12 protein-coding genes and 1 pseudogene are annotated in these 13,090 nt (G+C 71.7%); 6 read left to right on the forward strand and 7 right to left on the reverse strand.

Features of this window, described 5'->3' with window-relative positions:
• Positions 1 to 119 precede the first annotated feature (119 nt).
• From ACFY16_RS10005 to ACFY16_RS10020, 4 genes are all read right to left on the reverse strand, one after another.
• The gene (locus ACFY16_RS10005; protein ID WP_390646605.1) at positions 120 to 713 is read right to left on the reverse strand and encodes a hypothetical protein; all 594 of its coding nucleotides are present in this window, start codon (positions 711 to 713) and stop codon (positions 120 to 122) included.
• A 206-nt stretch (positions 714 to 919) separates the two neighbouring features.
• A complete protein-coding gene (locus ACFY16_RS10010; protein ID WP_390646606.1) occupies positions 920 to 1,330 on the reverse strand; it encodes a RidA family protein in 411 nt (136 codons plus the stop codon).
• Positions 1,327 to 2,100, reverse strand: coding sequence for an IclR family transcriptional regulator (locus ACFY16_RS10015; protein WP_390646607.1), 774 nt, complete (start codon positions 2,098 to 2,100; stop codon positions 1,327 to 1,329). The genes ACFY16_RS10010 and ACFY16_RS10015 overlap by 4 nt, the downstream gene beginning before the upstream one ends.
• The gene (locus ACFY16_RS10020) at positions 2,097 to 3,146 is read right to left on the reverse strand and encodes a sugar kinase (protein WP_390646608.1); all 1,050 of its coding nucleotides are present in this window, start codon (positions 3,144 to 3,146) and stop codon (positions 2,097 to 2,099) included. The genes ACFY16_RS10015 and ACFY16_RS10020 overlap by 4 nt, the downstream gene beginning before the upstream one ends.
• 134 nt (positions 3,147 to 3,280) lie before the next feature.
• Between ACFY16_RS10020 and ACFY16_RS10025 the strand changes: the two genes are divergently transcribed.
• Positions 3,281 to 4,546: an amino acid deaminase gene (locus ACFY16_RS10025; RefSeq protein ID WP_390646609.1), complete on the forward strand. Its 1,266-nt coding sequence runs from the start codon at positions 3,281 to 3,283 to the stop codon at positions 4,544 to 4,546.
• 13 nt (positions 4,547 to 4,559) lie between these two features.
• Positions 4,560 to 6,170 (forward strand): amidohydrolase family protein, encoded by a 1,611-nt coding sequence (locus ACFY16_RS10030; protein WP_390646610.1) that lies wholly within the window; start codon positions 4,560 to 4,562, stop codon positions 6,168 to 6,170.
• Positions 6,171 to 6,195: 25 nt separating this feature from the next.
• Here the strand turns inward: ACFY16_RS10030 and ACFY16_RS10035 are convergent, their stop codons facing one another.
• Positions 6,196 to 7,128, reverse strand: a complete 933-nt coding sequence (locus ACFY16_RS10035) for a serine protease (RefSeq protein ID WP_390646611.1) — start codon at positions 7,126 to 7,128, stop codon at positions 6,196 to 6,198.
• Positions 7,129 to 7,274: 146 nt separating this feature from the next.
• Complete coding sequence (locus tag ACFY16_RS10040; RefSeq protein ID WP_390646612.1) at positions 7,275 to 8,033, reverse strand: hypothetical protein; 759 nt, start codon at positions 8,031 to 8,033, stop codon at positions 7,275 to 7,277.
• Positions 8,034 to 8,159: 126 nt separating this feature from the next.
• Here ACFY16_RS10040 and ACFY16_RS10045 point away from each other — a divergent pair, with 126 nt between their 5' ends.
• The 3 genes and pseudogenes from ACFY16_RS10045 to ACFY16_RS10055 all read left to right on the forward strand — a co-directional run.
• Complete coding sequence (locus tag ACFY16_RS10045) at positions 8,160 to 9,371, forward strand: pyridoxal phosphate-dependent aminotransferase (protein ID WP_390646613.1); 1,212 nt, start codon at positions 8,160 to 8,162, stop codon at positions 9,369 to 9,371.
• Between the two features lie 103 nt (positions 9,372 to 9,474).
• Entirely contained in the window at positions 9,475 to 9,903 is a 429-nt protein-coding gene (locus ACFY16_RS10050) for a hypothetical protein (RefSeq protein ID WP_390646614.1), read from the forward strand.
• A 111-nt stretch (positions 9,904 to 10,014) separates the two neighbouring features.
• Positions 10,015 to 10,426 (forward strand): annotated as a pseudogene (locus tag ACFY16_RS10055) (hypothetical protein); the annotation flags it as partial.
• 1 nt (position 10,427) lies between these two features.
• Here ACFY16_RS10055 and ACFY16_RS10060 read toward each other — a convergent pair.
• Positions 10,428 to 12,062, reverse strand: a complete 1,635-nt coding sequence (locus ACFY16_RS10060; protein ID WP_390646615.1) for an IS200/IS605 family accessory protein TnpB-related protein — start codon at positions 12,060 to 12,062, stop codon at positions 10,428 to 10,430.
• Between the two features lie 323 nt (positions 12,063 to 12,385).
• Between ACFY16_RS10060 and ACFY16_RS10065 the strand changes: the two genes are divergently transcribed.
• Positions 12,386 to 12,988: a hypothetical protein gene (locus ACFY16_RS10065; protein ID WP_390646616.1), complete on the forward strand. Its 603-nt coding sequence runs from the start codon at positions 12,386 to 12,388 to the stop codon at positions 12,986 to 12,988.
• The last annotated feature ends 102 nt before the right edge of the window (positions 12,989 to 13,090 follow it).

Below are 13,090 nucleotides of genomic sequence, written 5' to 3' on the forward strand. Positions count from 1 at the left end.
CTTTGCCGGGGACCGAGCCACGAGGTCCGGCCACGCGTACACTACGCGGCCGTTTCAACGCGGACTGCGTGTACCGGACGTACCGGTCGATCAGGAAGGAAGCGCGGTACTGCGGCTGGTTACTCGGCGTCGGCCTTGGCGTTGTCCTCGGCATCGACCTCGGCGTCGGCCTCGGCGTCCTCTTCGAAGTAGGCGTCGAGGACCGCGTCCAGCTGTGACTCCCACTCCTTGAAGCGCGACCTGGCCGTCGCCTCGATCTCGATCGGGAACCAGCGGCGGTCAGGCGTGTGCACCGTGATGGTGAACCGCTTGCCGAAGCGGGGGGACTCCGTCTCGACCGCGCCGATCTCGTCCCAACGGAACTCGCACTCCTGGTCGTCGAGGCTCAGGCGTACGCCCCCGGCGTCGGCGACGATCTTCGCCCGGCGGTCGGACGCCTCGAAGACGGGGCCTTCGGAGGCCTGTTCTTCTTCGGAGGTCTCCTCCTCGTCCTCGGCGGACTGCGCGGGCGCGGTCTCCTGCGAGGCGGATTCCTCCTTGGAGACCTCGTCGCCCTCTACGGCGTCCTCCGGCTCGGCGTCCGCCGACTCGGCATCCCCCGGCTCGGTGGACACGGGTGATGTGAGCCCGGGGATGAAGGCCGGGTCGAATCCGGCGCCCTTCAAGGGCTCGCCCTCCAGGGGCTGGCTGCTCGAACCTATGCGCTGCTCCACAGCGGGCAGTATGGTCGACGATCCTGTGCCGGACACAGCCAGCCCCCAACTTCGTTATTACGAAGATGCTCAAGACAGCCGCCACCGCGAACCCCGCCACCGACAGCACCGTCTCCAGCACGGTCCACGTCTTCAACGTGTCCCGCTCGCTGATCCCGAAGTGTCGGGCGCCGTGCCGTATACGAGGTGCGGGAGTCGGGGGAGCGTCAGCCCAGTACGGCCAGGACGTCGATCTCGATGAGGAGTCCCGCCGGCAGACCGACGTAGACCGTCGTGCGGGCCGCGGGGGGCTGGGTGAGGCCCTGCTCCTCGAAATATCGGTCGTACATCTCGTTGAACTCGGCGAAGTGGTCCACGTCCGTCAGATAGACGCGGATCATCATCGCGTCGTCCCAGGTCGCGCCGCCTTCCTCCAGGATCGCCCGGACGTTGGCGAGGGTCTGGAGGGTCTGTTCGCGCAGGGTGGGACCGGCGGGCGTGGGGGGCTTGCCCTCCTCGGCGGGGAGGAAGCCGACCTGGCCGGCGACCTGGAGGATGTTGCCCTTCCGGACGCCGTGCGAGAACTTCGCGGGCGGGGTGGTGTGGGTCTTCGGGGTGAGAGCGATCTTGTCGGTCATGCGGGGTCCTTGCCTGGGTCGCGTACGGGCGTCCTGCCGGAGTACTCGCCGCTGACGGCGTCCGCCGTACGGCGCACCAGCGGGAGCAGGGTGAGGAGTTCGTCGGCGGTGACGACGACGTTCGGCGCGGAGACCGACATCGCGGCGACCACCCGGCCGTCGGCGCCGCGGATGGGCGCGGCGACGCAGTTGATGGACTCCTCGTGACCACCGAGGTCGGTGGCCCAGCCCTGTTCGCGCACCTTCTCCAGCTCCCGCAGGAACGCGGGGGCGTTGGGTGTCGAACGGGCCGTGTACAGGGGGTAGTCGAGTCTCTCGGCTACGGCGCGGCGCTCGGCCTCGGGGAGGTCGGCGAGCAGCAGTTTCGCCACGGCGGCGACGGTGAGGGCGACGGGCTTGCCGATCCGCGAGTACATGCGCACGGGGTAGCGGCTGTCCACCTTGTCGATGTAGAGGACCTCGTTCTCCTCGTGCACGGCGAGGTGCACGGTGTGCCCGCACTGCTCGTTCAGCCGTACGAGGTGGGGGTGGGCGATCTCGCGGATGTCGAGGTTCTCCATCGCCTCCTGGGCGAGGGCGAAGAGGCGGGCGCCGAGGCGGTAGCGCTGGTCGGACTGGCGGAAGACGAGGCCGTGCTCGTGGAGGGTGCGCAGCAGGCGCAGCGCGGTGGACTTGTGGACGCCGAGCCGGTCCGCGACCTGCCCGAGGTCGGCGGGGCCCTCGGCGAGCAGCGGCAGGATGCTCAACGCGCGGTCGACGGTCTGGCTCATGGGGTGCGTACCTCCTCCGGCGCCCGGTGCACGTCCTGGGTGGTCCAGCCGGGGTCGAGACGAAGTCTCCCCCACGTCTCGTCGTCGAGGGCGGTGAGACGGTCGGCGTGGTCACGGGAAGGGGGCGCGGCGAGGTCGCCGGGGACGGTGAGCGCGGCGGCGGCCATGAGGTGGCCATGGCGCAGACGGTCGCGGACGGGGAGGCCGCGCAGGGTGGCGGAGAGGAAGCCGGCGGCGAAGGCGTCTCCGGCGCCGACGGGGGCGACGACGGTGACATCGAGGGCGGGGACGGCGGTGACGCCCTCCCGGTCGAAGACCGTCGCCCCCCGCTCCCCCCGCTTGACCACCAGCATCGACGGCTCCGGCAACGCCTCCCGGACGGCCTGCGGCCCGCCCTCGACGCCCCAGGCCTGCTCCGCCTCGTCCTCGCCGACGAACACGAGGTCCGCCTCACGGGCCAGCTCCAGCAGTACCCGTGCCTCGTCCCTGTCGTGCCACAGGCCCGGCCGGTGGTTGACGTCGAAGGAGACGAGCGGGCCGCCGGGGCGGGGGCGCACGAGTTCCCGCAGCAGGCCGAGGCAGTCGCCGGACAAGGCCGCCGTGATCCCGGACAGATGCAGGACGCGCCCCGCGCGCACCGCCGCCAGGTCCACCGAGCCGACGCCCATCGCCGAGGCCGCCGAACCGGCCCGGTAGTACGCGACCTCGTGGGCGTCGGTCGCCCGGTCCCCGGCCGTGCGGAAGTAGATGCCGGTCGGGCGCGCCGGGTCACGTCGTACGGACGCGACATCGACGCCGTACGCCCCGATCGCCTCGACCAGGTGATCGCCGAAGGCGTCCGTGCCGACCCGGCTGACCCAGCGCGCGGAGTGCCCGGCGGCCGCCAGCGCGCAGGCCACGTTCGACTCGGCGCCGCCGATGGCGCGGTCGAAGGAGGGGACGTCGGCGAGGCGGCCGGGCCGGGAGGGCAGGAAGGTCACCATGGACTCGCCGAGCGCTACGACGTCCACGACGTCGGGGGCATTGCGGGGTCCGGTGGCGGCCACGATCGTCGTAACTCCTCGGCTCGGGGGGTGCGGCGGCTGTCGTTGACCCCGCGTCGGCCGAGATGTTAGACAGCAGTAAGCGATATACGCAACGGGTGTTGCACAGTATGCAACACGCCAGATCAGGAGGCTCCATGAGCAGCGAGGCGCTCGCCCGCTTGGCCGAGGAACGCGTCGACCACCGCTTCAAGGGCCTCCCGCCGGACGCCGACGGGCTGACCGTCGGCGAACTGGCCGCCCAGCGCCGTGACCTCTTCACCGGCGGCTTCGCCACACCGGTCCTGGCCCTCTCCGCGGAGCGTCTGGAGCACAACCTGAAGCTCATGGAGACGTACGCGGCCCGGCACGGCCTCGCCTTCGCCCCGCACGGCAAGACCTCCATGGCGCCCCAGCTCTTCCGGCGCCAGATCGAGCACGGCGCCTGGGGCATCACCCTGGCCGTGCCGCACCAGGTGCGGGTGGCGCGAGCCTTCGGTGTCGAGCGGGTCTTCCTCGCCAACGAACTGGTGGACCCGGCGGCCCTGCACTGGATCGCCGCCGAACTGGCCGCCGACCCGGACTTCCGGTTCATCTGCTACGTCGACTCCGTGCGCGGGGTGGAGCTGATGGACACGGCGCTGACGGGAGCGGCACGTCCGGTGGACGTCGTGGTGGAGCTCGCCGCCGGCGAGGGCGCGCGCACGGGCGTCCGTACGGAGGCGGAGTGCGCGGCCGTCGCCGACGCGGTGGCGGGCACGGAGACGCTGCGGCTGTTGGGCGTGGCGGGCTACGAGGGCGAGGTCCCGCAGGCGAGCCCGGAGCGGGTGCACGCGTGGCTGCGGCGCCTGGTCGCCCTGGCCGTCGACTTCGACAAGGCGGGGCGCTTCTCCGGAGTCGACGAGATCGTCGTCAGCGCGGGCGGCAGCGCCTGGTTCGACGCGGTGGCCGACGTGTTCGCCGGGATCCCCGACCTGTCCTCCCCGGTACTGAAGTTGCTGCGCTCGGGCGCGTACGTCTCGCACGACGACGGCCACTACCGCAAGCTGACGCCTTTCAACCGCGTCCCCGAGGAGGGCGCCCTGGAGCCCGCGTTCCGCCTGTGGACCCAGGTGGTCTCCCGCCCGTCGCCCGAGCAGGCCTTCGTCAACGCGGGCAAGCGGGACGCCGCCTACGACCTCGACCTCCCCTGCGCGCAGGTGGTCCGGAGGGACGGCGTCGAACGGCCGGCCACCGGTATCGAGGTCACGGCCCTGTCCGACCAGCACGCCTGGCTGCGGACGGCCCCGGAAGCGGATCTGGAGGTCGGCGACTGGGTGGGCCTGGGCCTGTCCCATCCGTGCACGTCCTTCGACAAGTGGCCGCTGATCCCGGTCGCCCAGGCGGACGGCACCGTCGTCGACTACATCCGCACGTTCTTCTGAGGAAGGGGCCGGCGTGGAGAGCCTCGTCATCCGGGACGCGGACGTCGTGGACGGCAGCGGCGCGGACGCGTACCGCGCCGATGTGGTCGTGGACGACGGCAGGATCGTCTCGATCGTCAAGGAGGCCGCGGCAGCGGGCTGCCAGCGCCCGCGCGCGAGGAGGGAACTGGACGCGGAGGGCCTCGTCCTCTCCCCCGGCTTCATCGACATGCACGCCCACAGCGACCTGGCGCTGCTGCGCGACCCCGACCACAGTGCGAAGGCCGCGCAGGGCGTCACGCTCGAAGTCCTCGGCCAGGACGGACTGTCGTACGCCCCCGTCGACGGCCGCACGCTCGCCGAGGTGCGCCGCGCGATCACCGGCTGGAACGGGTACGGCGACGACATCGACTTCGACTGGCGGTCGGTGGGCGAGTACCTCGACCGGCTGGACCGGGGGATCGCCGTGAACGCGGCCTACCTCATCCCCCAGGGCACGGTCCGCGCGCTCGCCGTCGGCTGGGAGGACCGCGAGGCCACACCCGCAGAGCTGGACCGGATGCGGCAGCTGGTCGCGGAGGGGCTGGAGCAGGGCGCGGTCGGCCTGTCGTCCGGACTCACGTACACCCCCGGCATGTACGCCGAGGACGCCGAACTCACCGAGCTGTGCCGGGTGGTGGCGCGGTACGGCGGCTACTACTGCCCGCACCACCGCTCGTACGGCGCGGGCGCCCTGGAGGCGTACGCGGAGATGGTGGACCTCACCCGTGAGGCCGGCTGCGCGCTCCACCTCGCCCACGCCACCATGAACTTCGGCGTGAACAAGGGCCGGGCACCCGAGCTGCTGTCACTGCTCGACGACGCCCTCGCCGCCGGCGCCGACATCACCCTCGACACCTACCCGTACACCCCCGGCAGCACGACCCTCGCGGCGCTCCTGCCGAGCTGGGCGAGCGAGGGCGGCCCGGAGGAGATCCTGCGGCGACTGACGGACGAGCCGACCGCCGAGCGCGTCCGCCACGGCCTGGAGGTCACCGGCGCGGACGGCTGCCACGGGGTTCCGGTGGAGTGGGACACGATCGAGATCTCGGGCGTCACCGACCCGGCACTGGGCGACTTCGTCGGCCGTACGATCCGGCAGTCGGCGGACCTGCGCGGCGAGACCCCCTGGGCCACCGCCCGCCACCTCCTCCTCGCCGACCGGCTGGGTTCGACGATCCTCCAGTACGTGGGCCACGAGGAGAACGTCCGGGCGATCATGCGGCACCGCGTCCACACGGCCGGTTCGGACGGCATCCTCCAGGGAACCAAGCCGCACCCACGGGCGTACGGGACCTTCCCGCACTACCTCGGACAGTACGTACGGGAGTTGGGTGTGTTGTCGCTGGAGGAGTGCGTCGCCCACCTCACCGGGCGCCCGGCGGCCCGGCTGCGCCTGCCGGACCGCGGGCTGGTCCGCGAGGGGTACCGGGCCGACCTGGTCCTGTTCGACCCGGCCACGGTGGCGGCGGGCTCGACGTACGACGCCCCGCGCACGCTGCCGACCGGCATCCCGTACGTCCTGGTCGACGGCCGCTTCGTGATCGAGGACGGGCGCCGGACGGACGTACTGGCGGGGCGGGCGGTCCGCAGAACTCCCCGGTGACCGCCCGCCGTTCGCACGCGTACCGCTACGGCCTGGGCAGGGTGCACCCGCTCGCGCTCAGGTTGAGCTTGTTGCCGGTCGTGAAGCACGCCGGGATCTGGTAGATCTCCTGCGCGTAGTTGATGCCCTCACGGACGGTCACGTTGCCGTTCGCGTCGACCTCGCAGGGGTTGTTCTCCGTGCAGGTCCCGCCGTCCTCGTTGCCCGTGTTGTTGACGGCGACGACCTTGCCGGTCGCGTTGTCGATCACCGGGGAGCCGGAGGTGCCGCCGATGGTCTGGCAGGCGGAGGTGTAACGGACCGAGTCCTTCCAGGTCCAGTCGCCCTCCTTCAGGCGGTACACGAAACCGTCGATGTTGCAGCTGTAGGTCCGCTTCCAGTACCCGGAGGCGACGGTGATGGCGGTGCCCGCGACCGGGTGCGTGTCGGCGACGGTGAGGGCACTGATGCCGTACGAGCTCTGGATCTGCGCGTAGGTGCTGGTGAGCTGATAGATCGTGACGTCCGTGTCCGTCATCGTCGAGTAGGCGACCGTGCTCGCCCGCAGCGTCGCCACCCGCGTGCCCGCGGAGTTGAGCAGCCCGAAGGTGCGGCTGGACGCCTGGTCGACGATCACCTCACCGGGCTCCGGGAAGCCGGTCTCCAGGCAGTGGCCGTTGGAGAGCACGAGCGCGGGGTCCGTGCTCGCGGAGTTCGGGAAGCGGATCACGGAGCCGGAGCAGTTGCTGAGCGAGACGGTGCCCGCGAAGGTGACCGCCTGGAGCGTGGGTGCGGCGGCGGCCCGTGTCGAGGCGGTCCGCGCCGCGCTGTCGGTGCTCTTCACAGACACGGATGCGGCCACGGATACGGAGGCGGGTGCGGACGCGGGCGCCTCGGGCGCTGGGGCCGCGACCGCGGGTGCCGCGCCCGCCCCGGCGATCGCCAGAGCGAAGAGTGCGGCGACGAGAGGCTTTCTCATGTGGGGGTCCCCTCTTGCGACAGGGCGACCGGAGATCTTCCGGTCGCCCGCTGTTTTGTCATGCGCATTGTGATCGCAGAGGAGAGGGTGAGCAAAGAGTCGTTTCCGGCCGGGGGTTGGCCGGATCCGGCAGACGCGCCGGACTCCTAGCCGGACTTGCCGCCGTGGCCGTGCCCGCGGCCACTGCCGGAGTTGCCCGGGGCGGAGGTGCTCGCGGTGGAGGTGCTCGCGGTGGAGGTCGGCGTGCCGGCGGCGGCCGACGTACCGGTGACGGAAGGGGTGGGCGAGGACGACGCGGTGCTGTCCGGGGACGCCTTGGAGCTGTTCGACGCGCCCGCGGAGGGCGTGGGGGAAGCGGGGGGCGCGGCCTCGCCCGGGCTGCCCGACGCCCCGGCAGTCACCCCGTCGGTGTCCTCCGTGGCCGCCACGGACTCCCCGGTCGTACGGTCCTGCCCGCCCCGCCCGTCCCCCGACGACCCCGAGGACGACCCGGAGAAGGAGAACCCGGCTATCACCGCCGCCACGGACACGACCCCCACCGCACCGGCGACGACCGCCGCACGGCGCTTCCGTGCCGCCCCCTGCTTCCGCCGGGCGCGCCGACCGGGGCCGGAAGGCGTCCCGGGCGCCACGGGCCCCCCGGGCGCCACAGGCTCCCCGGGCTCCCCGGGCCCCCCCTCGACCACGGCCGGCAGCTCGCGTGTCTCGTCGTACGCGTCCGTCCACCCGTGCGCGGCCGCGGGATCGACGTACTCCTCGTACGCGGGGGCCGCCGCCTCCTGCGGGTGGTACACGTTCGGGTGCGTCGGGGACCCCTCGCCGGGGTGGGCGCCGGGAGCATCGATCGGACCGCTTGCGGCATTCGCGCCGTATGCCCCGCTCTGGCGCTGAGATGGGGTGGACATGACCGCGAATTCTAGAGACGGGCGGGGTTCCTGAGACAGCTACCGGCGATAACCGCACAAACCGCCGCGTCTCACGTGGCGGAAAACACGGGCCATGAGGCGTTACCGGGCCGTAAGCTCACGGACATGCAGGTGATCCAGTCGACCAAGCTCGCCAACGTCTGTTACGAGATCCGGGGCCCGGTACTCGAGGAGGCGATGCGGCTCGAGGCGGCAGGGCACCGCATCCTCAAGCTGAACACCGGCAACCCGGCCGCCTTCGGCTTCGAGTGCCCGCCCGAGATCCTGGAGGACATCCTCCGCAATGTGTCGTCGGCCCACGGGTACGGGGACGCGAAGGGTCTGCTGGCCGCCCGCCGGGCCGTCGTCATGCACAACCAGACCCTCGGCATCGAGACGGACGTCGAGCACGTCTTCGTCGGCAACGGCGTCTCCGAGCTGATCGTGATGGCGATGCAGGGGCTGCTGGACGACGGCGACGAGGTCCTCGTACCGGCGCCCGACTACCCCCTGTGGACCGCCGCCGTGTCCCTGTCCGGCGGCACCGCCGTCCACTACCGCTGCGACGAGCAGTCCGACTGGATGCCCGACCTCGCGGACGTGGAGCGGAAGGTCACCGACCGCACCAAGGCGATCGTCATCATCAACCCGAACAACCCGACGGGCGCGGTGTACGACGAGGCGATGCTCAAGGGGCTGACCGACATCGCCCGCCGCCACAACCTGCTGGTCTGCTCGGACGAGATCTACGACAAGATCCTCTACGACGGCGCCACGCACACCTCGACCGCCGCGATCGCGCCCGACCTGCTCACGCTCACCTTCAACGGCATGTCGAAGGCGTACCGGGTCGCCGGCTACCGCGTCGGCTGGATGTCGATCTCCGGCCCGCGCGCCCACGCCGACTCCTACATCGAGGGCCTGACGATCCTGGCGAACATGCGCCTGTGCGCGAACATGCCGGGCCAGCACGGTGTCGTCGCCGCGCTCAGCGGGCGCCAGACCATCAACGACCTGGTTCTGCCGGGCGGGCGCCTGAAGGAGCAGCTGGACACCGCCTACGAGCTGCTGACCCAGATCCCGGGCGTGACGTGTGTGCGGCCGAAGGGGGCGCTGTATCTCTTCCCGCGCCTCGACCCCAAGGTCTTCAAGATCAAGGACGACCGGCGGATGGTCCTCGACCTGCTGCGCAGCGAGAAGATCATGGTCGTCCAGGGCACCGGCTTCAACTGGCCCGAACCGGACCACTTCCGCGTGGTGACCCTGCCGTCGGTCGGGGACCTGCGGGACGCGGTGGGCCGGATCGGCAACTTCCTGGACGGCTACAGCCAGCCCTGACGCTCACGCTGCGCGTACAGGACGCCCCCTTTTCGCGAACCACTCAACTTTAGACGAAATCCAAGCTAGGATGGTTTCCTGTCAGAGCACAGGAGGCCATCCCATGTACGAACCGATCCGCACCAAGTCGGTCCACAGCACGATGGCCGGCAGCACCTCCGACTTTCCCCACCGCTCCCGCGAGGAGGAGCTGGACATCCAGCTCGCGGGCCATCTCGCGGCGCTGCTCGCCGTCACGGACGAACTGCGCGGCTCCGCCCCGTCGGCCGACCTGGACGGCGCGGCCGAACGGCTCGCGCGGCAGGTCGCCCGGCTGCGCGGAGGGCACGCGCCGGTCCGCGCGGCGGTGACCGCCGTCGGCGAGGAGCCGCAGCAGACGGCACTGCACGAGCGGGCCCACGCCCTCGCGGGCCGCGCCCTCGTCGTCGCGGCCTCCCGCGCCGACACGGCGGCGGCGATCCTGGCGGCGGAGCGCATGGACGCGCATGCCGCCGCCCTGGCGGAGCGGCAGGAGCTCAGCGCCGCCGGCTGACACCCCCTCACCGGGGCCCCTCGAACGGCCCCGGTCCGCGTGCACCCGCAGCGACGCGCGGACCGGGCGCCACAGACGCCTTCGCCCTGGAACCCCACAGACACCTTCGCCCTGGGCGCCCGCAGACACCTCCGCCCTGGAATCCCCCGTTCCTGTTGCATACCGTTCTTCGCGGATCCGGACGTGGTGAAGGCCCTCGCCGCCAAGGGCTACAGCGTGAAGGCGGAGACCTCGGGCTCGTGGGCCATGGAGGGCCTCAACCTCAAGGGGTACGACGTCGCCTTTCCCCGAGCCAGGCGCCGGCCGCCGAACTCGCCGAGAAGTACTAAATACGGGGGACTCTCCTTCGCCCGTTCTACGTCATGGCCCACCGCGGCGCCGCCGAAGTGCTCCCGGGAACGGGCTCGACAGCAGAAATCGCGGCACCCCCAAGATGACCGCTTACCTCGACGCCGCCCGGGACGACCCGACCTGGCAGCAGCTCAAGGGGGCCGAAAAGTACGGGGAGTTGACCGGCACCGTTCCTAGAGACTGAGTGGGAGTGAGCCCTGTTGCCAGAACTCATGCTCAGCCGTGTGCCCCGAACGGTGTTGGGCACGCTGGTCGCCCGCTTTCGCTCCGCTGCCGGGCGACACGGATCTCGTCCGTGGTCCGGGAAGGCGGGGGCGGGGTCCCTCACGCCTGCGGGTCTCCGGTCGGGCCTGGGCGGTCCGATGCCCCTGCTCATCACTCTGGTGAACAGGGGGCGGTGCCGTCCGTCGCCGGATCGGATGCCCGAGGGCGCGTCGCCCGATCGCGATGCTCGCCGCATCGTGCCGGGAAACCTGTCGGTTGCTGCTGGTCAGCGGCTGCTGCCAGTGCTGGGCGCCCCACCGGGAGCTGTAGGCGGGGTCGACCGCGACGATGGCGATGTTCTGTTCGGCGGCCATCGATACCAGCCGCGCCCTCAGCCTGGCGGTGGGGAAGCGGGAGATCAGGCGGCGGAAGCGTTTGTTGCGGCCGTGCTTCTCCCGGCACCGTCCGTCGGTGAAGTCCAGGTCCTCGATCGCGATCGCCGCCGCGGCGGTGGCGCGGGTGTGATGCAGCAGCCTCGTGAGGGCGTGCCGGATCTGCGCGTCCCGATGCGCCGTGGAGCCGGTCAGGTCGTAGAAGAAGCGGCGGGGCTCGCCCACCGGGTTGCCGTGCCCATCCAGGCGCCAGGCAGCCAGGTGGTCGTCGTTCATGTCGACGGCAACCACACCCTTGGCGAGCGCCGCTTCCAGTGGCAGGGCGGGGGCGGCCGCGCGTTGCCAGGAGGCGGTCACGTACCAGCGGCCCCGCAGGACGTCGTGGTGGATGCGGTAGGCCACCGCCCGATTGCCCGTGATCCGTTCCAGCCACTCCGCACCCCGGTGCGCGAACTGCACGGTCGCGTCCAGCACATACCGGCCGTGTGGGGCGTTGGCCGGATGCGCCAGGGCGGCGGGGAGTTTGAGGGAGATCTGCCCGGTGTCGGTGATGCGGATCGTCTCGTTGCCGAAGCGTTTGCCGGACTCCCCGTCCGCGGCCAGGAACATCCGCGCCGCCCGCCACCGCTCCCCCCACGCCCGCTCGTCCAGCCCGGCCGCATCCAGGTGGTGGCGCAGGTGGGCGAGTTTCTTGCCGCCGCGCACCACCCGCACCCGGCCCGCCGCCCAGTCCGCCTCCCTCGCGCTCAGTCGGGTCCGTAGGGCGTGCAGGCGGCGGGACTTGGCATGCCACTCCGACCGCGACCCGTACCCCCGCACCAGCCCCGCCCGCTTGTCCGCCTTCGCCCCCAGCGGACGCGCCAGCCGCGCCTCGACCTGCGTGATCTGCCCGCGCAACCAGGCCAGCTCTGCCGTCTGCCCACGCCTCGCCAAAGCCCACTGATCATGCGTGGCCTTGGTGATACTGCCCGCCCACCGCGCCGACGAGACCCCGGTCAGCTCCCGCTTCCGCACCGCCCACCCGGCGGCATCGTGCCCCAGGCCCTGGCGACAGCGCACGGCGAGATCACCCGCGGCCAGTCCGCCAAGGAACACCCCCATCTCGGCCAGCACCGCCGCATCCGCCTGCGACACCCGTAGCCGGGCCCGGATCGCCACCCCCGCAGGGCCGGGCACCACGAACGACGCCGCCACCTCCCGCAGCCCACCCACCCCGTCACCCCACCCCAGTAGCGCGCTGCCACATCCCGTCGTCCCGCTCAACGAACCCCGCCCACAAAGGTCACGCATTCGGCAGACAAACTCCCGTTCCCACCGGCCAGAAACCCTTCCCCCTGCCCCCATCACGGCACCATCGCTCACTCACACTCGCGAAAGCGCACTCCTGCACGGTCAAGCGGCAACAGTTCCGAACCCTCGACGCCATCGACACCGACAAGGTCCAGTCGGCCGAGGTGATGGCAGCGACCGTGGAGTCCCTGAACTCCTCTTCGACGCCCAGCAGGGCTCGCTGGACGGCGCCTTCGAGGAGATCCGTGGCTACCAGTGAGTTCCTCGGCTATCTCGAGTCCCGCAAGAACATCGCCGGCGCCGCCTGCGGACTCGTCGGCCTGGTGCTGACCTTCACGGGAGTGGCGGGCCCGTACTGGCCGGTCGTCGTCGTGGGCCTGTACGGCGCGGGCGCGCTGATCGCCCCGCCGGAGCGGCCGCCGCTGCCCGACTTCCCGGACCCGTCGGCCCGGCTCGACGAGGTGCGGGGCGACTTCGGGCGGCTGCGCGGCTATCTCGCGGACGTCGAACTGCCGCCCGCCGCCGCGGGCCGGCTCACCGAACTGACCGAACTGCTGGCCGCGCTGCTCGACCCCGGCTGGGTCACCGAGGTGCTCGCCCAGGACCCGGAGGGCGTCCACACGCTCTCCCGGGCCGTACGGCAGGACATCCCGGAGGCCGTCGACACGTTCGTACGGACTCGGTGGTGGACGCGGCTGGCGCCGGGGCAGGAGCCGCCGGAACGGCATCTGGAGCGGCAGCTGACGCTGCTGCACGAGGAGGCGGACCGGCTGGCGGCGGGCCTGCGGGAGACGGAGGCGCGGCGGCAGGAGTCGCACACGCGGTATCTCGAGGACCGGTCTCAGTAGCGGACCCGTCGCAGTGACGAAACGCCGGGGAAGCAGGCGAAGGCCTGTCGCCAGGTTCCCCGTCGGGGCGGACGGGGACGTGGCGACAGGCCCGGGGCTGAG

Source organism: Streptomyces sp. NPDC001315 (assembly GCF_042896175.1).
GTDB lineage: Bacteria > Actinomycetota > Actinomycetes > Streptomycetales > Streptomycetaceae > Streptomyces.

Excerpts from the sequence above, each read along its gene's own strand:
- ACFY16_RS10010 (WP_390646606.1), bottom strand. The coding sequence starts at position 1,330 with ATGACCGACAAGATCGCTCTCACCCCGAAGACCCACACCACCCCGCCC.
- ACFY16_RS10015 (WP_390646607.1), bottom strand. The coding sequence starts at position 2,100 with ATGAGCCAGACCGTCGACCGCGCGTTGAGCATCCTGCCGCTGCTCGCC.
- ACFY16_RS10025 (WP_390646609.1), top strand. The coding sequence starts at position 3,281 with ATGAGCAGCGAGGCGCTCGCCCGCTTGGCCGAGGAACGCGTCGACCAC.
- ACFY16_RS10035 (WP_390646611.1), bottom strand. The coding sequence starts at position 7,128 with ATGAGAAAGCCTCTCGTCGCCGCACTCTTCGCTCTGGCGATCGCCGGG.
- ACFY16_RS10040 (WP_390646612.1), bottom strand. The coding sequence starts at position 8,033 with ATGTCCACCCCATCTCAGCGCCAGAGCGGGGCATACGGCGCGAATGCC.
- ACFY16_RS10045 (WP_390646613.1), top strand. The coding sequence starts at position 8,160 with ATGCAGGTGATCCAGTCGACCAAGCTCGCCAACGTCTGTTACGAGATC.
- ACFY16_RS10050 (WP_390646614.1), top strand. The coding sequence starts at position 9,475 with ATGTACGAACCGATCCGCACCAAGTCGGTCCACAGCACGATGGCCGGC.